The sequence below is a fragment of the Kaustia mangrovi genome (assembly GCF_015482775.1).
Classification (GTDB): Bacteria; Pseudomonadota; Alphaproteobacteria; order Rhizobiales; family Im1; genus Kaustia; species Kaustia mangrovi.
In genome coordinates, this window is the sequence record NZ_CP058214.1 from 1,437,644 (window position 1) to 1,457,421 (window position 19,778).

A 19,778-nucleotide genomic window follows, 5' to 3' on the forward strand; every position below is an offset into this window, starting at 1 on the left:
CTCCCGCCCGAAGGCCTTGTCTTCCCGCCGAATCGCTGCAAGGCTTCTCCTGACGCCATGGGGAGGCACGGCGGATGCCTGAGGGAACGGTCAATATCGGCACCATGTTCGGCGGGCGGAACGTCGACACGTTTCTCGGCCTGCCGCGCTGCGACGACCTTGCAAGGCTCCAGCCGGGCGCCGCGATCCTCGGCGCCCCCTGCGCCACGCCCTATGCCTCCGTCGGCCCCTATTGCGCGGACGCGCCCCGCACGATCCGCCAGACGAGCGCACGCTATGCCGGCGCGCTGCAGCATATGGACTTCGACCTCGGCGGCCCGATCCTCGCCTCGGGCGCCATTCCCGCGGTCGATTGCGGCGACCTGCCCTTCGACGCCGCCGACGCGGCCGGCAACCGCGCACGGATCCGCGACGCCGTCGGCGCGATGCTGGAGGCCGATGCGGTTCCGGTGATCGTCGGCGGCGACGATTCGATTCCCATTCCTCTCTTCGAGGCCTTCGCCGGGCGCGGCCCCTTCACCGTCGTGCAGGTGGACGCGCATATCGACTGGCGCGACGAGGTCGACGGCGAGCGGTACGGCCTGTCGAGCACCATGCGCCGGGCCTCGGAGATGGGCCATGTCGAGCGCATCGTCCAGATCGGCGCGCGCGGGCTCGGCAGCGCACGCCCAGCGGACTACCGCGACGCGCTCGACTGGGGCGTGACGTTCGTCACCGCCCGCGAACTCTACGAGACCGGCGTCGAGGCCGCGCTCGCCCATGTCCCCGAAGGCGCGCCCGTCCTCCTCGCCTTCGACTGCGACGCGCTGGACCCGACCACCATGCCCGCCGTGATCGGCCCCGCGCCCGGCGGGCTGACCTACTGGCAGGCGGTCGACATCGTTCAGGGCGTCGCCCGGCGCAGCCGGATCGCGGCCTTCGACCTGGTGGAGTTCATGCCCGCACGCGACATCCACGGGCTCGGCGCCCTCACCGCCTCCCGCCTCCTCGTCAACGCCATTGGCGCCATCGTCCGGCAGGACTGAACGGCCCGGTCCGGGCCGTCTCCGGACACCCCCGTTTTCCGGTCCCGGAACATGAACGCCATATGAACGGTGCATTCAGCTTCCGTTCGATCCCGCTCTGGCAATATCGCTCACATGATCAACGGACACGGCCTCACCGGCCGAGCGGGAGGATCGGATGAACAAGCGGGTACTCATGGCGATCGGAACGGCGACCATGCTGGTCGCGGGCCTGGCCCTTCTCGTCACCCCTGGCGAGACGACCAAGGCCGAGCCGCAGACGGTGACGCGCACATCCGCCACCCACACGCTGACCGCCTACAAGAACAGCCACTGGCCGGTCCAGGGTCGCGTAACGACAAATCCCTGCTCGCTCGCGGAGTGCCGCGATGCCTGAGCGCTGACGGAACTTCGCCCGGCATCCAGACGGGGCACTGCGCGGAGCAGACCAGATGTCAAGATGACCGGGTTGAAGGCACGGGAGCGGCAGAGGCCGGCATTGCCATCCGCCCCCTCTCGAATGTCGGCTGATGCCGTCTCCCGGAGCCTTCACTTTCACGAACTGGTGTTTTTTCTCTCCCCCTCGAAGCTAACTCCAAGGGCTTCCGGCTTGTCCGGGGCCCTCTTTTTTTGTGCCTGTTTTCCACCGCCAGAACGGCAGTCCCCCACCCCTGCCGCGCCCGGACGATAAAGCGCAGCCGACGGGGTTTGCGAGCGGTATCTTTTCGACTATAACGCTGCGCCAGCCCTTATATATGTCTCCCAAGCATGCGTCCGCGGCCGCATTCTGCCCGAACGCAGGCAACGAGACCACGCGACAGAACGCGAGCGACGATGCCCAAACGCACCGATATCAAATCGATCCTCGTCATCGGCGCCGGCCCGATCGTCATCGGACAGGCCTGCGAGTTCGACTATTCTGGAACCCAGGCCGTCAAGGCCCTCAGGGAGGAGGGCTACCGGATCATCCTGGTGAACTCCAATCCGGCCACGATCATGACCGATCCGGAGCTGGCCGACGCCACCTATATCGAGCCGATCACCCCGGAAATCGTCGCCAAGATCATCGAGAAGGAGCGCCCAGATGCGCTCCTTCCGACTATGGGGGGGCAGACGGCGCTCAATACCGCCCTGTCGCTCAACCGCGACGGCGTGCTGGACCGCTTCGGCGTGGAGATGATCGGCGCGCGCGCCGACGCCATCGACAAGGCGGAGGACCGGGAGCTCTTCCGCGAGGCCATGCAGAAGATCGACCTGGAGGTGCCGCGCTCCGAGCTCGCCCACTCTCTGGCCGACGCGGCGGAGGCGCTGGACAAGATCGGCCTGCCCGCCATCATCCGCCCCTCCTTCACGCTCGGCGGCACGGGCGGCGGCATCGCCTATAACCGGGAAGAATATTTCGACATCATCGAGCGCGGCATCGACGCCTCGCCGACCAACGAGGTGCTGATCGAGGAATCGGTGCTCGGCTGGAAGGAGTACGAGATGGAGGTCGTCCGCGACAGGGACGACAACTGCATCATCATCTGCTCCATCGAGAATATCGATCCGATGGGCGTACACACAGGCGATTCGATCACCGTCGCCCCGGCGCTGACGCTGACCGACAAGGAATACCAGGTCATGCGCAATGCGAGCCTCGCCGTGCTGCGCGAGATCGGCGTGGAGACCGGCGGCTCGAACGTGCAGTTCGCGGTCAACCCGAAGGACGGACGCCTCGTCGTCATCGAGATGAACCCGCGGGTGTCGCGCTCCTCCGCGCTCGCCTCCAAGGCGACGGGCTTCCCCATCGCCAAGGTCGCCGCCAAGCTCGCCGTCGGCTACACGCTCGACGAGCTGGAGAACGACATTACGGGCGGCGCGACGCCGGCCTCCTTCGAGCCCACCATCGACTACGTGGTCACCAAGATGCCGCGCTTCGCCTTCGAGAAGTTCCCGGGCTCGGAGCCGACGCTCACCACCTCCATGAAGTCGGTCGGCGAGGCCATGGCCATCGGCCGCAACTTCCAGGAATCGCTCCAGAAGGCCCTGCGCTCGCTCGAGACCGGGCTCACCGGCCTCAACGAGGTCGAGATCGAGGGCCTCGGCCAGGGCGACGACAAGAACGCGATCCGGGCCGCCCTCGGCAAGCCTACGCCGGACCGGCTCCTGAAGGTTGCCCAGGCGCTGAGGCTCGGCGTCTCCTACGAGCAGATCCACGCCTCCTGCGCCTTCGATCCGTGGTTCATCGCACGCATTGACGAGATCGTGCAGATGGAGGAGCGCGTGCGCGCCCACGGCCTGCCGGAAGACGCCGCGAACATGCGCGCGCTGAAGGCCATGGGCTTCTCCGACGCGCGGCTCGGCGAGGTCGCCGGGCTGAGCGAGATGGAGGTGCGCCGGCATCGCTACGGCCTGGCCGTCCACCCCGTCTACAAGCGCATCGACACCTGTGCGGCGGAGTTCGCCTCGCCCACAGCTTACATGTATTCCACCTACGAGGCGGGGCTGCCCGGCGACGACGGCAACGAGGCCAGCCCGTCGGACCGCGAGAAGGTGATGATCCTCGGCGGCGGACCGAACCGGATCGGCCAGGGAATCGAGTTCGACTATTGCTGCTGCCACGCCGCCTTCGCGCTCGGCGAGGCCGGCTACGAATCGATCATGGTCAACTGCAATCCGGAGACCGTGTCGACCGACTACGACACCTCCGACCGTCTCTATTTCGAGCCGCTGACCGCGGAGGACGTGCTGGAGATCATCCACACCGAGCGCACCAGGGGCACGCTCAAGGGCGTCATCGTGCAGTTCGGCGGCCAGACCCCCCTCAAGCTCGCCCGGCCGCTCGAGGCGGCCGACGTGCCGATCCTCGGCACCGAGCCCGACGCCATCGACCTGGCGGAGGACCGCGACCGGTTCCAGGCGCTCCTGCAGACACTCAAGCTGCGCCAGCCGCGCAACGGCATCGCGCTGTCGGCGGAAGGCGCGCGCCAGATCGCCCGGGAGATCGGCTATCCGGTCGTCATCCGCCCGTCCTACGTGCTTGGCGGACGCGCCATGGAGATCGTCCACGACGATGCCGGCCTCGAGCGCTACATCAACCAGGCCGTCGTCGTCTCCGGCGACAGCCCGGTGCTGATCGACAGCTATCTGCGCGACGCCATCGAGGTCGATGTCGACGCGCTGTCGGATGGCGAGGACGTCTTCGTGTGCGGCATCATGGAGCACATCGAGGAGGCCGGCATCCATTCCGGCGACTCCGCCTGCTCCCTGCCGGCCCATTCCCTGAAGCCGGAGGCGGTCGAGGAGCTCAAGCGCCAGACGAAGGCGCTCGCCCTCGGCCTCAACGTCGTCGGGCTGATGAACGTCCAGTACGCCATCAAGGACGGTGACATCTACGTGCTGGAGGTCAATCCGCGCGCGAGCCGCACCGTACCCTTCGTGGCCAAGGTGATCGGCGAGCCGATCGCCAAGATCGCCGCGCGGCTGATGGCCGGCGAGCCGCTTTCGGGCTTCGGCCTCGTCTCGCGCCCGCTCAAGCATATCGGCGTCAAGGAGGCGGTGTTCCCCTTCGCGCGCTTCCCCGGCGTCGACACGGTGCTCGGCCCGGAGATGCGCTCCACCGGCGAGGTGATGGGGCTCGACCGCGACTATGCGACGGCCTTTGCCAAGAGCCAGCTTGGCAGCGGCACGCAGGTTCCGGTCTCCGGCACCGCCTTCGTGTCGGTGCGCGAAAGCGACAAGCCGCGCATCCTGGATGCCGCGCGCACGCTGGTCGGGCTGGGCTTCAGGATCATCGCCACGGGCGGCACCCAGCGCTATCTGTCGGAGCATGGCATCGAGTGTACCAAGGTCAACAAGGTGCTCGAGGGCCGTCCCCACATCGTCGACGCCATGAAGAACGGCGAGGTCCAGCTCGTCTTCAACACGACGGAGGGGGCCAAGGCGCTGGAGGACTCAAAATCGATCCGCCGCACCGCGCTGATCCACAAGATTCCCTACTATACCACGCTTTCCGGCGCCCTCGCCGCGACGCGGGCCATCGCCGCCTACAAGGCGGGAACCCTTGAAGTGACCCCGCTTCAGGACTATGTTCGCGCCAGCAGACAGAGGGTGGAAGCACGGTCTGCGTAGATTGATTGGGTGTTGCACGCCGGCCCCATCGCGCTCATATTTGTGCGTCGGGTCAGTTGTTATTTCTGACATCCACTGCCAGTGTAACGGGTCGGTCATGATGACCGCACCGAGTGAGACCGGATTGACGGACGATGAGCATGGAAAAGGTTCCGATGACCGCGGCGGGCCACGAGGCCCTGATTGAAGAGATCAAGCATCTCAAGACCGTGGAGCGTCCGCGCATCATTCGCGCCATCCAGGAGGCGCGCGCGCATGGCGATTTGTCGGAGAACGCCGAGTATCACGCCGCCAAGGAACAGCAGGGCTATACCGAGGCCCGCGTCGCGGAGCTGGAGGACAAGCTGTCGCGCGCGGAAGTCATCGACGTGTCCAAGCTGTCGGGCGACAGCGTCAAGTTCGGCGCCACGGTCACGCTCGTCGACGAGGATACCGACGAGGAGTCCGTCTACCAGATCGTCGGCGAGCTGGAGGCCGACGTGAAGGCTGGCCGGATCTCCATCACCTCGCCCATCGCGCGCGCCCTGATCGGCAAGTCCGTGGGCGACAGCGTCGAGGTGAACACGCCCGGCGGCGGCAAGAGCTACGAGATCCTCGCCGTCAGCTACAGCTGACCGGGGCATCCGGCACAACAGCCGTTCGGCGCCCCAGAGCGTCTTCCCGATTTCATGAATTACGACAGTACCTCCCGGCGTGGCCGGCGGGGGCCTGTGGCGTTGTGCCGGAGAGGGTGTAGACTGCTACCCGAACGGGACAAGCCGGGAGACGCGCCATGGCCATGGACATCGCATTGCCGCGAGGACTGACGGGACCGGACGGATGGCGGCGCCGGGCCGGCGCCGTGGCCTGCCTGCTCCTCGTTCTCGCCGCGCTCGCGGCCTGGGCCTCCCCGCTCGAGGCGCGCTCCGGCGAGCGCAATCCCGTCTTCCGCTATGGCGGCAACGAGTTCATCATCCGGCGGACCGTCTCCGGCGGCACGCTCTATCTGCGCGCCTATCGCGCGGCGGGCGACCAGTGGGAGCCCTATGCGCGGACATCGCTGCCAGTGGCGAGCGAAAAGGCGCGCCGCCGCGAGGTCGAGGCCTGGGCGCGCAACAGGAACGCGCCGCTGCGCCACGGCAAGCCCAGCCTCGTGGAGCGGATCTACTTCACCGGCAAGCCGCTCGGCTATTCGACCATCGACCTCGACAATCCGATGAACACCGACCTCAACCGCTTCAATGGCCGCATGTGGCCTTGAGCGGTGCCGGGACGGCACGTTCCCGCGGGCGGGCATCGCCCTCTCCCTCACCCCGCCCAGTCGCGGATGAGGGCGCGATAGATCGTGGTGGCCTCCCCGATCCGGTCGACCGTGCAATATTCGTCTGTCTGATGCGCCATGGCCGGCTCGCCGGGGCCCAGGACGACGGTCGGCACAGTGCCGTAGGCCGGCGTGAGATAGGCGGCGTCGGTGAAATAGGTCATCGCGCCCGGGGCCTGGTCCTCGCCGGTCACCTCGCGGGCGGCAGCCGCGACCGTCTTCACCCAGGGATCGGCCGGATCGGTCCACACCCCTTCCAGGTCGATGATCGGCTCGAGCGCGTCCAGATCGGGTGAGAGATAGGCCTCGAGCCTCGACCTGACCTGCTCGTGGCTCATGCCGGCGACGGTGCGGATGTCGATGCCGATCTCGGCGCGGTCGGGAACGGAATTGACGTTGAGGCCGCTCTTGAGCGTTCCGACATTGAGGGTGGGCACGCCCATCGCCTCGTGCGCGGGCACGGCGAAGCCGAAATGCTCCAGCTTGGTGACCATGCGCGCGGCCTTGTAGGCGGCGCTCTCGCCCTTCTCGGGCATGGAGCCGTGCGCCGTCACGCCCGCCGCGGTCGCTTTCAGCCACAGCGCCCCCTTGTGGCCCGCCATGGCGCGGTTCGAGGTCGGCTCGGCCACGACCACCGCGCCCGCCTTGCCGAGCGCCTTCTTCTCCGCCAGATAGCGCGCGCCCTCGCAGCCCGTCTCCTCGCCCGCCGTGATCACCAGCACGACGCCCGGCCCGCCTTCCGCCGCCTTGCGCTCCTCGATGGCGGCGGCGACGAACGCGGCCACACCCGCCTTCATGTCGCTCGAGCCGCGGCCATAGAGCTTGCCGTCCTTGATCTCGCCCTTGAAGGGATCGACCGACCAGTCCTTCGCGCCGAGCGGCACCGTGTCGGTGTGGCCGGTAAAGCAGATCGGCGCCTTGCGCGACCTCTTCTTCGCCGCGCCGCCGAGTCTTGCCACGAGGTTCGGCCGGTTCTTGGCGAACTCATGGGTCTCCACCGTGAAGCCGTGTTCCTCCAGAAGCCCGCGGAGATGCTCCGCGCAGGCCTTCTCCGTCTTCTCCGGATTGCGCGTGTCGAAGCCGACCAGCGTTCGCGTCAGCTCCACCGGATCGATAGCTGCCATCCCGTCCTCCCCATTGTTGTTTGCGGATTGCGCGCCCCCGTCCGCCTTCCCTCTCCTCAGTCGTTGATACGCATGATGTATTCCAGCCCGCGCCGGAAGACGAAGGCGATGGTGACCGTGATCAGCGCCGCCGGCACCGAGACGGCGAACGAGACGAGGCTGAACTCGTGGACATTCTCGTAGGACCACAGGAAGAGCTGGTGCAGGAAGGCCACGACCACCGCCGCGATCAGGATATGGACCGGCCTGCTGGCCGCGAACCCGCCGATGATCGAGGCCAGGATGATCGTCGGACTGGCCAGCTTCACCAGAAACACCGCAAAGACATAATCCAAGTCCATGGCTGTCCGCCACCTCGCCGCTGGGCCTGTCGCAAGCCACGGCGCCCCTCGCATGCGCACGCAGCCAACATCGGTTGGATCCCCCCAGGCCTCGCCCGACCCTTCAACATGGACCCGCCCCGGCGGATTGGCAAGCCGGGAGCGGGCCTTGCGGCACTTGTCCCGCCCGCCGTGCCGCGGCCTCCGTGGCGTTCACGCCGCGCGGCCGGCGAGCACGCGCGCGACATCCTCCAGGCTCTCGATCCCCATGGCATCGTCGGGATCGAGCTCATGGCCCAGCGCGGTCTCGATCTCCAGCAGCAGGCGCATATGGCCGAGGCTGTCCCAAGCCTCTATGGTGCCGATCCGCGTGTCCTCGGCAATGTCGCCCGGCGATACGCCGAGAGCGCTCGCCAGAACCGCGCGGGCCTCCTCCATCGCCGTCATGTCGCCCGCCCCGCTTTCCGCATTTGCCGCCACTCCTCGCGCAACAGTCCGAACTGGCACTGGTCGAGGCGCTTCCCGCCCTTCGCGGACCGGCACTGGCCGCGCAACACGCCCTCCAGCCGCCAGCCCTGTGCCTTGTAGTTGAAGACGGCGGGAAAATTGCGCGCCAGCGGCATGCCGATCGCCTTCTCCACACCCTCCTTGTCGAAGAAATGGTCGAGCAGCGCCGCCCGCGTCTCCAGAACCACCTTCTCGCCCCAATAGTCCTTGTCGCCGATGATCACGTTGAAGGTGGCAGTGCGCTGCTTCTCGCTCCTGGTGATGGCGTAGAAGCCGATATGGAGGTCGTTGCGCTTGTCGAAGACGCCGACGAGGACGCGCCGCGACTGGTCGAAGCTTCCGATATAGTTCTGAAGCTCCTTGAGCGTCATCTTCGCCGGTTTGGTGTTGACCGGCTCCATGACCTCCGGGTCCGCCGCCCAGCCGATCCAGCGCTCGGAGGCGTCGCCGGGCTTGAGCGTGCGGATCACGAAGCGCTCCGTGGAGAGCCGGATGAGTTTCGGCATGTTCAGGCGCATGGCGTCTCCGTGAGGCTCTTGCGCACCATGTCCCGGCTGACCTTGCCGCGCGATGTCTTGGGGATCTCGTCGACAATGAACCAGCGCTCCGGCACGGCCTCGCGGCGCAGGCGCTCAAGGCACCATTCCCGCAAGCTCTCCGCGGTCTCCCCCGCCCCGTCGGCGAGCCTGACGGCAGCCGCCACGATCTCGCCGGAAACCGCGTCGGGCAGGCCGAAGGCACAGGCCTCCGCCACAGAGCCATGACGCTCCAGCAGGCCGTCGATCTCGGCGGGCTGAACCTTGAAGCCGGCGCGATTGATCTCGTCCTTGATGCGGCCGGAAAGCCGGATTCGCCCCGCCTCGTCCACCGTGCCCCGGTCGCCGGTCCGGTACCAGCCGTCGCAGAGAACGGCCCCGGTGAGGTCCGGCCGGTCGAGATAACCGGACATGAGCGAGGGCGTCTGGACGGCGATTTCGCCCTCGCCCTCAAGATGCAGACGCCCGTCATCCCCGACGACGGCCGCCGCCCCGCCCCAGGGCCTGCCGATGAGCCCGTCCTCCATGGCGTCCCTGGAGGAGGCGCCGCCGATCCAGTTGGCGGTCTCGGTGATCCCGTAGCAATTGACCACCTCCGCGCCCGACCAGTCCGCAATCTTCGACCAAAGCTCCGTCGTCAGCGGCGCGGAGCCGACATGGACGCGCATGAGCGTGCCGTGTTCCGGGGGCTTTGCGAGCTTGAGCGCCATGCGCCACAAGGTCGGAACGGAGCTGAAGAAACCGATCCGGTGGTCGTCCACGACACGGCCGAGCGTGGAGGCAAGCGCAAGCCCCGTCTGGGGAATATGGAGCCGGCCTCCGGCGAACAGCGCGGTCAGCGAATTGCCGATCAGGCCATGGCCGAAATGGACCGGCAGTGTGAGAAGCGTGCGTGCGAGCGCCGCCTCGCCGATATGGGCGATATTGAGGGAAAGGCGCGCGAGGATCGCCCGGAAGCTCAGAACCACGCCCTTCGGCGCGCCGGTCGTGCCGGAGGTGAAGAGGATGAGGGCCGGGTCGTCGAGCCCGGCACCGGCACCCTCCGGCATCGTTGCGCCAGCGTCCGGGGTCTCCCCGTCGAGCGCGAAGACCGGTACGGGCCAGCCCTCCTGCGGTCCGCCCTCGCCGGTCAGCACGGCGGCAGCGCCCGCGAACCGGGCTATCGTCTCTCGTTCGGCCGGCGTCAGCCCCGGATCGAGGCAGGCCGCGGTGCCCCCGAGCGACCAGACGGCGAACAGATCGGCGAAGAAGCCGGGCGAGGCCGGGCGCGCGATGGCGACCACGGAGCGCGCGCCGATGCCGGCCTTCTCCAGGCGACGGGCGCGTGCGGTCACCTGGCGGACGAGATCGTCCGCCGACCAGACCTCGCCCGTCTGCAGATGATGGATACTCCCCAGTCTCTCGAGCGGCAATCGCATGAATCGGCTTCCGTCTGGCACGACAGGATAGCAATCCCCGATGGCTTTCCAACAGCAAAGGCCACCGGTCGCCGGACGGTCCCACGCCCCGTGGCACGCCGGGGCCGCTCGCGCCAGCACAGCGGAGTTCAGGGACGCATCCAGGCCGCAGAACGAAGAAAAAGCGGCCTCCGCCCGGACGCGGAGGCCGCCTTGTGTTCATGCCGCAATGGCATAGGAGCCGGTCAGAACAGGTAGTTCACGCCGACGCGGAAAGTGTGGGTCTTCAGCTTGAAGTCGTCGCTGGTCTCTGGCAGTTCCTGCCCCCCGCCATAGAAGCTGAAGCCTTCCTTGCCGAAATCGGCATAGAGATATTCCGCCTTGAGCGTGATGTGATCGGTCACGGCATGCTCCACGCCGCCGCCGACCGTCCAGCCGAAATAGGAGTTCGAGTCCTTGTCCCCGAAGCCCGCACTATCCAGCTTGAGCTCCAGATCGGTGAAGGCCATGCCGCCCGTGGCGTAGAAGAGCGTGCGGTCCATCGCCCAGCCGACGCGCGCGCGGATCGTGGCCATCCAGTCGATCTGGGCCTCGGCCCGGCTCGGACCGAAGACGAAGGGATAGGCCGTGTCGTCGACATCGCCGAGGCTGAAATCGCCCTCGACGCCGAGAACGATGCTGTCGATCTGGTAGTTGTAGCCGGCCTGGATGCCGCCCATGAACCCGTTCGGATCGAGAACGGTCTCGTTATTGCTGAAATCGCTTTTCTGGCCGAAGAAGGGATCGCCATCGATGTCGCCATCGACCATGCCGGCATGGACACCGCCATAGAAGCCCGTCCAGCTCCACATGGGCGGCGGGGGCGGCGGCGGAACGTACAGATCGGCCGCCTGCGCGGCCGGGGCACCGCCCGCCCCTGCAGCAAGGGCCAGCCCGAGGCCCGCAGCAGCAACACCAGCCATCAAGGTCGTCTTCATGATATCCCCTATTCCTGCTCTCTCTCCACGGAACATGACCATATTTACTATCTCATGGAACGTAGCGGCGAAATCGTCTTCGGCATCCCCGCCGCGTTATTATGCGGTCGTGTCACAATCATGCCACAGAGAGGCCTTGCCTCTGTCAGAACAGCCAGTTCACGCCGACGCGGAAGGTGTGGGTCGTGAGTTTCACGTCGCCTTCGACATCGACAAACTGGGTATCGGAGAATGAGTAGGATTCCTTGCCGAAATCGGCATAGAGATACTCCGCCTTCAGGCTGATCGAATCGCTGACCGCGTGCTCCACGCCGCCGCCGACCGTCCAGCCGAAATAGGAGTTCTTGTCGGAATCGTTGAAGCCGGCGAGATCGTCGTCGACCTTGATCTTCAGGTCGGTGAAGGCCATGCCGCCCGTCGCATAGAAGAGCGTGCGATCCCAGGCCCAGCCGACGCGGGCGCGGATCGTCGCCATCCAGTCGATCTGGGACTCGATACGGCCCGATGGGCTGAACAGCGAGGGATAGATCACGTCGTCGACGTCGCCGAAGCTGATATCGCCCTCCACGCCCAGCACGATGCTGTCGAACTGGAAGTTATAGCCCGCCTGCAAGCCGCCCATGATCCCGTTCGGGTCCATGGAATCGGCGGGAATGGTAGCTGCTGCCGTGTCGAGATTGTCGTCGATATCACCGTCGATCGCGCCGACATGGAGGCCGGCATAGGGGCCGGTCCAGGACCAGACCGGGGCCGGCGGGGGCGGCACATAGGCGGGAAGATCCGCCGCGGATGCGCGCGGAACCGCCACCCCCCGACCGCCAGGCAAAGGCCGAGCGCAGCCGTGGCCACGCCTGTCGTCAGTATTCGTTTCATCACTCAATTCCCCTTTTTTGGCTCTCCCCCCGGCGGCGCGAGGCCGTCAGAACAGCCAGTTCACGCCGACGCGGAAGGTGTGGGTCGTGAGTTTCACGTCGCCTTCGACATCGGGAAACTGGGTATCGGAGAACGAGTAGGATTCCTTGCCGAAATCGGCATAGAGATACTCCGCCTTCAGGCTGATCGAATCGCTGACCGCGTGCTCCACGCCGCCGCCGACGGTCCAGCCGAAATAGGAGTTCTTGTCGGAATCGTTGAAGCCGGCGAGATCGTCGTCGACCTTGATCTTCAGGTCGGTGAAGGCCATGCCGCCCGTCGCATAGAAGAGCGTGCGGTCCCAGGCCCAGCCGACGCGGGCGCGGATCGTCGCCATCCAGTCGATCTGGGACTCGATACGGGCCGACGGGCCGAACAGCGCGGGATAGATCACGTCGTCGACGTCGCCGAAGCTGATATCGCCCTCGACGCCCAGCACGATGCTGTCGAACTGGAAGTTATAGCCCGCCTGCAAGCCGCCCATGATCCCGTTCGGGTCCATGGAGTCGGCACCGGTTTCGATCACTTCATCTATCTCTACGATAGAAAGATCGTCATCGATATCGCCGTCGATCGCGCCGACATGGAGGCCGGCATAGGGGCCGGTCCAGGACCAGACCGGGGCCGGCGGGGGCGGCACATAGGCGGGAAGATCCGCCGCGGATGCGCGCGGAACCGCCACACCCCCGACCGCAAGGCAAAGGCCGAGCGCAGCCGTGGCCGCGCCTGTCGTCAATACTCGCTTCATCACTCAACTCCCCCTTCTGGCCCCCCGCCCCGGCGGCACGATGCCGTCAGAACAGCCAGTTCACCCCGACGCGGAACGTATGGGTCTGAAGATCGGCCCTGCCTCTCTCGTCCTCGCCGCCCAGGGTGAAGGTTTCCTTGTTGAAATCGGCGTAGAGATATTCCGCCTTGAAGCTCAGATAATCGGTGAAGGCGTGCTCCACGCCGCCGCCGACCGTCCAGCCGAACATGGTCTGGGTATCCTTGTCGGTGAACGGCCCTTCCGACGCCTTCAGCTCCATGTCGGCAAAGGCCGCACCGCCCGTCGCATAGAAGAGCGTGCGGTCCATCGCCCAGCCGACGCGGCCGCGAATCGTCGCCATCCAGTCGATCTGCGTCTCGAAGCGGAAGTCCGCCGGATAGGCGACATCGTCGACATCGCCGAAGCTGAAATCGCCCTCGACGCCCAGCACGATGCTGTCGAACTGGAAATTGTAGCCCGCCTGCACGCCGCCCACGATGCCGTTGGGATCGAGCTTGAGCTCGAAATCTTCCGGGTCCTCCTCGCCGCGCGCGGAGATATCCCCGTCGACCGCGCCGACATGGAGGCCGAGATAGGGCCCCGCCCACGACCAGACCGGGGCCGGCGGCGGAGGCACATAGACGGGAAGGTCGGCAGCCTCGGCGCTCGTGTGCGCCATGCCGGCCAGCAGGCACAGCCCGAATGCGGCCGCTGCCGATTTGCAAGTCAGGGATGGGGTCATTGGCTCCCCCCAAAGCATACGTCCCGGAACGCTTCGCCGCCCCGCGCGGCCGAAATCCCAAGGCCGGGAACTACTCAAACGTATAACAGCTCAGATCATGCCGGAAGCGGTCTTCGCGAAATACCAAACATTTCGAATATAGCTGTTGCTCAAACGATACATAATATTTTCAGAATCGAATTTGTTCGTTTTTAATTATCAGCAAGACAATCGAATTTCGCCCGTCTGAATCAATCGGCTGGGTCAGGTTCGTTTCTGCTGGACCGTTTTGTCGGGCAGTCGCCTCAATGTCCGCCGCCGCCGGCGGGCATGGCGCGGGGCCTGCGCATCAGCGGGGTCACGGCGACGAGCAGGAAGAAGAGCACGGTGAGGACCACGAACACGTCGGCGAAGGCCATGACGGTCGCCTGCTGGCGCACGATGAGGGAGAGCTGCTTGAGGGCCGCCTGGTGGGCGTCCGATCCGAGGCTGGAGAAGCCTTCGGTCAGCTTGGCGAGCGCCTGCTCGGCCTCTGGCCGGCCCCATGCCACGCTGTCGCGCAGGCGGGCGAGATGCAGGTCCGTGCGGTCGTTGAGGATGGTGTTGATGATGGCGAGCCCGACGGCCCCGCCGAGATTGCGCGTGACGTTGAACAGCCCGGACGCGTTCTTGATGGTCTCCGGCGGCAGCGTGCCGAGCGAGAGATTGGTGATCGGCACCATGGCCAGCATGAGCGACACGCCGCGCAGCACCTGCGGCATGAACAGTTCCCAGAAATCCCAGTCCGCGGTGATGTTGGAGGCCTGCCAGGTGCCGAGCCCGAAGCCGAGAAAGCCGATGGCGATCATGAGGCGCGGGTCGAGGCGCGCCGACAGGCGCCCGGCAATGGGCGCGGTCAGGAACATGCACACGCCGGTGACGAACATGGTCTCGCCGATCATCAACGCAGAGTAGTCGCGCACGCGCGCCAGATAGATCGGATAGAGATAGGTCAGCCCGTAGAGCCCGATCCCCATCACGAAGCTGAGCACCGCCCCGGTCCCGAAATTGATATTTGCGAAGGCCCGGAGATCGACCACCGGCTCGCGTGCGCTGAACGCCCGCCAGAAGAAGACGATGGCCGAGACCGCCGAAACCGCCGTGAACAGCGCGATCCAGTGATCGTCGAACCAGTCGTTGGTCGGCCCCTCCTCCAGTACGAATTCGAGACTGCCGAGGAAGCCCGCCATGGAGACGAGCCCGAGCCAGTCGAAGCGCTCCAGAAGCGACAGCTCCGGCTCGTCGAAATCGACCAGCAGCGCGGTCGCCGCCGTCACGAGGATGCCCGGCACGATATTGACCAGGAACAGCCAGTGCCAGGAGAAGAGCTCCGTCAGATAGCCGCCGACCGTCGGCCCGATGGTCGGCGCGAGCGTGGCGACCAGCCCGATGATCGGCGAGACGAGGGATTGCCTGCTGCGGGGAAAGACGGAATAGGCGGAGGCGAAGACCGTCGGGATCATGCCGCCGCCGATGAAGCCCTGAAGCGCGCGGTAGACGATCATCTGGTCGATCGAATTGGCGGTCGCGCACAGGAAGCTCATGGCCGTGAAGCCGGCGCAGGAGGCCACGAACAGCCAGCGCGTCGACAACGCCCGCGACAGGAAGCCGGAGAGCGGGATCATGATCACCTCGGCGATCAGATAGCTCGTCTGGACCCACGAGATCTCGTCCGCGCTCGCCGAAAGCCCCGCCTGGATCTCCGACAGGGAGGCCGACACGATCTGGATGTCCAGGATGGCCATGAACATCCCGAACACCATGCAGATGAAGGCCGCCATCTTGCGCGGATCGATGGCATCGTCTTCCGCGGCCTCTGCGGGGGCCGTCGTGCTCATGGGGGCGCTCCGTGCTCTCGCCGGCGCCGGTCAGCGGGATCCGGCCAGCCGGGTCCGGTCCTCCCCGGACGCCGTGGCGGTGCCCGCACCGGTGCGGGTGTCGACGGTCACGACGACGGACATTCCGGGCCTGAGCACATGGTCGCGCAGCGCGGTGCCGTCGAGACGGATGCGCACCGGCAGGCGCTGGACGATCTTGGTGAAGTTGCCGGTGGCGTTCTCCGGCGGCAGCAGGCTGAACAGCGCACCCGACGCCGGCGAGATGCTCTTCACCTCGCCCTCGAAGGTCCTGTCGGGATAGGCATCGACCGAAATCTCGGCGATCTGGCCGGCATGCATGCTCTCAAGCTGGGTTTCCTTGAAGTTCGCGTCGATATAGACATCGTCGAGCGGCACGACGGCGACCAGGCGGTCGCCGGGCTGGACGAGCCGGCCCACCTCGACCGACTTGTTGCCGATCACCCCGTCGACGGGCGCGCGCACCACCGTGAAGGACAGGTCGCGCTCGGCCTGGGCCAGAGCCGTCTTCAATCCCTGCAGCGACTGTTCGGCCTCGACCTTCTGGGCCTTCAGCACGGCGATCTCCGCCTTCGCGGAGGCGAGCTGCGCCTGCGCCGCCTTCAGTGCCGCAACGGCCTTGTCGTGGCCGGCGCGCGCATTGTCGAGCTTCTGGCGGCTCGCGAAATCGCTCTTGACCAGCTTCGTCTGCCGGTCGAGTTCCAGGCTGGTCTGCTGAACATCGGCCTTGGCGCCGGCGATCTCGGCCTGTGCCTGGTCGACCGCGGCCCCGGCCGCCTTGGCCTGGACGGCAATGCGCGAGACGGTCGCCTGCTGTGCCGCGATCCTGTCCTTTGCCTGCTGGACGGCGAGCCTGTAATCGCCATCGTCGACCCGCGCGATCACGTCGCCCTTGGAGACCGGCTGGTTCTCGTCGACATCGACCTCGGCCACATAGCCGGACACCTTGGAGGCGACCACCGTCACATCCGCGCCGACATAGGCATCGTCTGTGGAGACCTCGAAGCGGCCGACGGTCCACCAGTGATAGCCTTCATAGCCGCCACCCGCCAGCGCGAGGAGCGCGATGGCCAGCAGGACGAAACGCTTGCGCCCGGCCTTGCGCGGCGAGGCCGGCGGCGGTGTCTCGCCGGCAGCCGCGCCATCCTCCGGCGCGGCGGCGGGCGGGCGTGCCGCCGGCGGACCGTCCGACTTCAGGGCCTGTTGCTGTGCGGGCGATGCCGCGCCGTTGCGCGCCTTGTGCGACACCCCGTCGGCCCCGGTCAGGTCATTCGGCGGTGTCGGCGGGCTGTCCGTGTCGGCGGAGACGGTCTCACTGGTGCGGTCCATGAGCGCAGGCTTCCCGGAATTCTTTGACTGAACGGTTCGGTCAAGGTAAGACGTCTTAGCATTGACCGAACCGTTCGGTCAATGCATCATGACCGCAATATCGTATCGCGATATCGCATTGCAAGATCGAGGCAACGGACAGGACGATGAGCGACCCCACCCCGAGACCGGACACCGCAACCGCGGACCGGCAGACCCGCGAGCCCCCCAAGAAGCTGGAGATCCTCAATGGTGCGCGCCGCGTCTTCAGGGCCGAGGGCTTCGCCGGCGCCAGCATGGGGCAGATCGCGCAGGCCGCCGGCGTCTCCAAGGGCACGCTCTATGTCTATTTCGACAGCAAGGAGGACCTGTTCCGCGAGCTCGTCGTCGCGGACAAGCGCGACACCGCCGAACGGCTCTCCCACCTCGAAGAGGATGGCATCGACGTCGACCGGGCCCTCCAGCGCTTCGGCGAGAGTTTCGTCGCCATGCTGACCGCGCCGGAGCACATCGCCCTCATTCGCATGGTGATCGGGGCCGCCGACAAGCTGCCCGACGCGGGCCGCGCCTTCTATGAGGTCGGGCCGGCCTATGGCATCAAGCGGCTGGCGGCCTATCTGGAGCGCCAGGTCGAGGCCGGAAAGCTCGCAATCGACGAGGACATGGAGCGGGCCGCCGCGCAATTCCTCAATCTGTGCCAGGGCGATCTCGCCAAGTCGCGCCTCTTCTGCGGCGGAGAGCAGCCCGGTCCGGAGGAGATCAAGGCCACGGTGGAGAGCGCCGTCAGGCTCTTCATGCGCGCCTATCAGCCCAGGAACACGCGGGCGGAGGGGTAACGGGTCCGCGGCGGCATCCGGGTCGCCAGAAAGAAGCCGAGCGTCAGCGGACCGACACGGCCGATGAACATGACGGCGACGATCACGGCGCGGCCAAGCTCGTCGAGATCGCCGGTCGCCCCCCTCGACAGGCCGACCGTCCCGAAGGCCGACGTCACCTCGAAGGCGAGCGCCAGGAAATCGCCGTCATGGGTGCCCGTGACGAGGAAGAGCGCCGCCATGACCACCAGCAGGCTCACCATGGCGAGCGCCAGCACCTTCAGCACCTCCTCCAGCCCGATGCTGCGTCCGAAGGCCCTCAGCGCGGAGCGGCGCTTGAAGAACGCGACGGTCGCCAGGATGAGCACGATGAAGGTCGTGACCTTGATGCCGCCCGCCGTGGAGGTACTGCCCCCGCCGATCACCATGAGCAGCATGAACATCAGCGCCGTCGGGTCGTGAAGCCCCGCAATATCGACGGTATTGAAGCCCGCCGTGCGGGTCGTCACGGCCTGGAACCAGCTCGCCATGAGCCTCTCCGGCACGCCGGGCAGCGCGCCGAGCGTTTGCGGATTGGTCCATTCGAGCACGGCGAAGGCCGCAAAGGCCCATACGATCAGGCCCGCCGTGCCCACGAGCATCAGCTTGCTGTGGAGCGACAGGGCTCGCCAGCCACGCATCTTGCGCAGGTCCGACAAGACGGAAAAGCCGATGCCGCCGATCACGATGAGCGCCGGAACGGTGAGATTGACCAGCGGATTGCCCGCCCAGCGCGTCATGCTGTCCGGAAACAGCGCGAACCCCGCATTGTTGAAGGCCGACACGGCATGGAACAGGGCTTGCCACAGCCCCGTCCGCCAGCCGGCTTCCGGCACGAAGACGAAGGCCAGAAGCCCCGTCCCGACCAGTTCGCAGACGAGCACGGTACGGAAGATCGCCTTGACGAGGCGCAGAAGGTCGCCGACGGAGGTCTGGTTGAGGTCCTCGCGCAGGATGATCCTGTGCGGCAGGCCGACGGGCAGGCCGAGCAGCGACAGGACGAGGACGGCGAAGGTCATGAGCCCCAGCCCGCCGAGCTGAATGAGCGCGAGCACGATCGCCTGGCCGAAGCCGGTGAACCCGCCCCCCGTATCGACCACCGACAGCCCCGTGACCGTCACCGCCGATGTCGCGGTGAACAGCGCGTCCGACCAGCCGATGGGCTGCGTGGTGGCGCCCGGCAGCATGAGGAGCGCCGTGCCGGCCGCGATCAGCACGCCATAGAGCACCGCCAGGAACGCCGGCGGCGGAATGCGGATGCTGCGATGGATGGCGGAGGAGACGAGACGGGGAAGCATGCCGGCCGGCCCGCTCACAGGCTGTCGCCGAAGTCTCTGAGGTTCTGGCGCTGCCCGAGCAGCAGGAGCCGGTCGTCGGTGTGCAGAGCTTCCGTGTCCGTGTCGCAGGCGACATAGTCGGTACCGCGCATGAGGCCGAGACACCGGACTTCGAAGCCCTCCTGGAGCCTGAGATCGCCGATGGGCTTCCCGTCGAGCGCCTCGGGGATCTGGAAATTCACCACGTGGTATCCGTTGCCGAGGCTGACATAGTCGCGCACGAGCGGATTGTGGAGCATCTGGGCGATGTGCTGGCCGATCTGCTGCTCGGGCTGGATCACACGGTCCGCCCCCAGTTTCAGCAGGATGCGGTAATGGGTCCGGCTCGTCGCCTTGACCCAGACCGTCTTCACCCCCAGCACCTTCACGTTCATCGTGCACAGAACGTTGGATTCGAGGTCCTCGCCGATGGCCACCACGGCGGTCTCGTAGTCGCCGACGCCGGCCTCGCGCAGCGCGTCCTCGTCGCGCCCGTCGGCGATGATCGCCTCCGCCAGCTTGTCGGCCACGCCGGCAACGTTCTTCTCCTCGATATCGATGCCGAGCACAGGGTTCCCGAAGCGGGCGAGATCGGTTGCCACCGTGCTGCCGAAGGTGCCGAGGCCGATGACGGCGAAGCTTCCATTGTTCCTCTGGGCCATGGGCGCGACAGACCTCCTTGGGTACGGGCGGGACGGCGCGGGATGCGATCGAAGGCGGCATCCCGCGGGGGCACTGGTCTCGGG

19 protein-coding genes are annotated in these 19,778 nt (G+C 66.7%); 6 read left to right on the forward strand and 13 right to left on the reverse strand.

Annotated features, from left to right (window positions below; genetic code table 11):
- Positions 1 to 74: 74 nt before the first annotated feature.
- From HW532_RS06800 to HW532_RS06820, 5 genes are all read left to right on the forward strand, one after another.
- A complete protein-coding gene (locus HW532_RS06800; protein WP_246479609.1) occupies positions 75 to 1,025 on the forward strand; it encodes an agmatinase in 951 nt (316 codons plus the stop codon).
- Positions 1,026 to 1,182: 157 nt separating this feature from the next.
- Positions 1,183 to 1,401, forward strand: a complete 219-nt coding sequence (locus HW532_RS06805) for a hypothetical protein (RefSeq protein ID WP_213163669.1) — start codon at positions 1,183 to 1,185, stop codon at positions 1,399 to 1,401.
- Positions 1,402 to 1,838: 437 nt separating this feature from the next.
- Positions 1,839 to 5,117: a carbamoyl-phosphate synthase large subunit gene (carB, locus tag HW532_RS06810; RefSeq protein ID WP_213163670.1), complete on the forward strand. Its 3,279-nt coding sequence runs from the start codon at positions 1,839 to 1,841 to the stop codon at positions 5,115 to 5,117.
- A gap of 140 nt (positions 5,118 to 5,257) precedes the next feature.
- On the forward strand, positions 5,258 to 5,731 hold the full coding sequence (greA, locus tag HW532_RS06815) for a transcription elongation factor GreA (RefSeq protein WP_213163671.1): 474 nt from the start codon (positions 5,258 to 5,260) through the stop codon (positions 5,729 to 5,731).
- 158 nt (positions 5,732 to 5,889) lie between these two features.
- Entirely contained in the window at positions 5,890 to 6,357 is a 468-nt protein-coding gene (locus HW532_RS06820; RefSeq protein ID WP_213163672.1) for a hypothetical protein, read from the forward strand.
- Between the two features lie 47 nt (positions 6,358 to 6,404).
- Here HW532_RS06820 and HW532_RS06825 read toward each other — a convergent pair whose 3' ends face one another.
- The 11 genes from HW532_RS06825 to HW532_RS06875 form a co-directional block, all read right to left on the reverse strand.
- Positions 6,405 to 7,541, reverse strand: coding sequence for a M20 family metallopeptidase (locus HW532_RS06825; RefSeq protein WP_213163673.1), 1,137 nt, complete (start codon positions 7,539 to 7,541; stop codon positions 6,405 to 6,407).
- 56 nt (positions 7,542 to 7,597) lie between these two features.
- Positions 7,598 to 7,882 carry a hypothetical protein gene (locus HW532_RS06830; protein ID WP_213163674.1) on the reverse strand — a complete coding sequence of 95 codons (285 nt, stop codon included), beginning with the start codon at positions 7,880 to 7,882 and terminating at the stop codon, positions 7,598 to 7,600.
- Between the two features lie 192 nt (positions 7,883 to 8,074).
- A complete protein-coding gene (locus HW532_RS06835; RefSeq protein ID WP_213163675.1) occupies positions 8,075 to 8,308 on the reverse strand; it encodes an acyl carrier protein in 234 nt (77 codons plus the stop codon).
- Positions 8,305 to 8,886, reverse strand: coding sequence for a GNAT family N-acetyltransferase (locus HW532_RS06840; protein ID WP_213163676.1), 582 nt, complete (start codon positions 8,884 to 8,886; stop codon positions 8,305 to 8,307). Before HW532_RS06840 ends, HW532_RS06835 begins: the two co-directional genes overlap by 4 nt.
- On the reverse strand, positions 8,877 to 10,322 hold the full coding sequence (locus tag HW532_RS06845; RefSeq protein WP_213163677.1) for a class I adenylate-forming enzyme family protein: 1,446 nt from the start codon (positions 10,320 to 10,322) through the stop codon (positions 8,877 to 8,879). Before HW532_RS06845 ends, HW532_RS06840 begins: the two co-directional genes overlap by 10 nt.
- A gap of 224 nt (positions 10,323 to 10,546) precedes the next feature.
- Positions 10,547 to 11,278, reverse strand: a complete 732-nt coding sequence (locus HW532_RS06850) for an outer membrane protein (protein WP_213163678.1) — start codon at positions 11,276 to 11,278, stop codon at positions 10,547 to 10,549.
- Positions 11,279 to 11,423: 145 nt separating this feature from the next.
- Complete coding sequence (locus tag HW532_RS06855; RefSeq protein ID WP_213163679.1) at positions 11,424 to 12,086, reverse strand: outer membrane protein; 663 nt, start codon at positions 12,084 to 12,086, stop codon at positions 11,424 to 11,426.
- Positions 12,087 to 12,197: 111 nt separating this feature from the next.
- Positions 12,198 to 12,938: an outer membrane protein gene (locus tag HW532_RS06860; protein WP_213163680.1), complete on the reverse strand. Its 741-nt coding sequence runs from the start codon at positions 12,936 to 12,938 to the stop codon at positions 12,198 to 12,200.
- A gap of 46 nt (positions 12,939 to 12,984) precedes the next feature.
- Positions 12,985 to 13,680 (reverse strand): outer membrane protein, encoded by a 696-nt coding sequence (locus HW532_RS06865; RefSeq protein WP_213163681.1) that lies wholly within the window; start codon positions 13,678 to 13,680, stop codon positions 12,985 to 12,987.
- A 284-nt stretch (positions 13,681 to 13,964) separates the two neighbouring features.
- Positions 13,965 to 15,536 (reverse strand): DHA2 family efflux MFS transporter permease subunit, encoded by a 1,572-nt coding sequence (locus tag HW532_RS06870; protein WP_213163682.1) that lies wholly within the window; start codon positions 15,534 to 15,536, stop codon positions 13,965 to 13,967.
- A 30-nt stretch (positions 15,537 to 15,566) separates the two neighbouring features.
- Complete coding sequence (locus HW532_RS06875; protein WP_213163683.1) at positions 15,567 to 16,883, reverse strand: HlyD family secretion protein; 1,317 nt, start codon at positions 16,881 to 16,883, stop codon at positions 15,567 to 15,569.
- 146 nt (positions 16,884 to 17,029) lie between these two features.
- Here HW532_RS06875 and HW532_RS06880 point away from each other — a divergent pair, with 146 nt between their 5' ends.
- The gene (locus HW532_RS06880) at positions 17,030 to 17,698 is read left to right on the forward strand and encodes a TetR/AcrR family transcriptional regulator (protein WP_213163684.1); all 669 of its coding nucleotides are present in this window, start codon (positions 17,030 to 17,032) and stop codon (positions 17,696 to 17,698) included.
- On the opposite strand, the gene HW532_RS06885 is transcribed toward HW532_RS06880, so the two are convergent.
- Complete coding sequence (locus tag HW532_RS06885) at positions 17,668 to 19,014, reverse strand: TrkH family potassium uptake protein (RefSeq protein WP_213163685.1); 1,347 nt, start codon at positions 19,012 to 19,014, stop codon at positions 17,668 to 17,670. The genes HW532_RS06880 and HW532_RS06885 overlap by 31 nt on opposite strands.
- 14 nt (positions 19,015 to 19,028) lie before the next feature.
- Entirely contained in the window at positions 19,029 to 19,694 is a 666-nt protein-coding gene (locus tag HW532_RS06890; protein ID WP_213163686.1) for a potassium channel family protein, read from the reverse strand.
- Positions 19,695 to 19,778 lie beyond the last annotated feature (84 nt).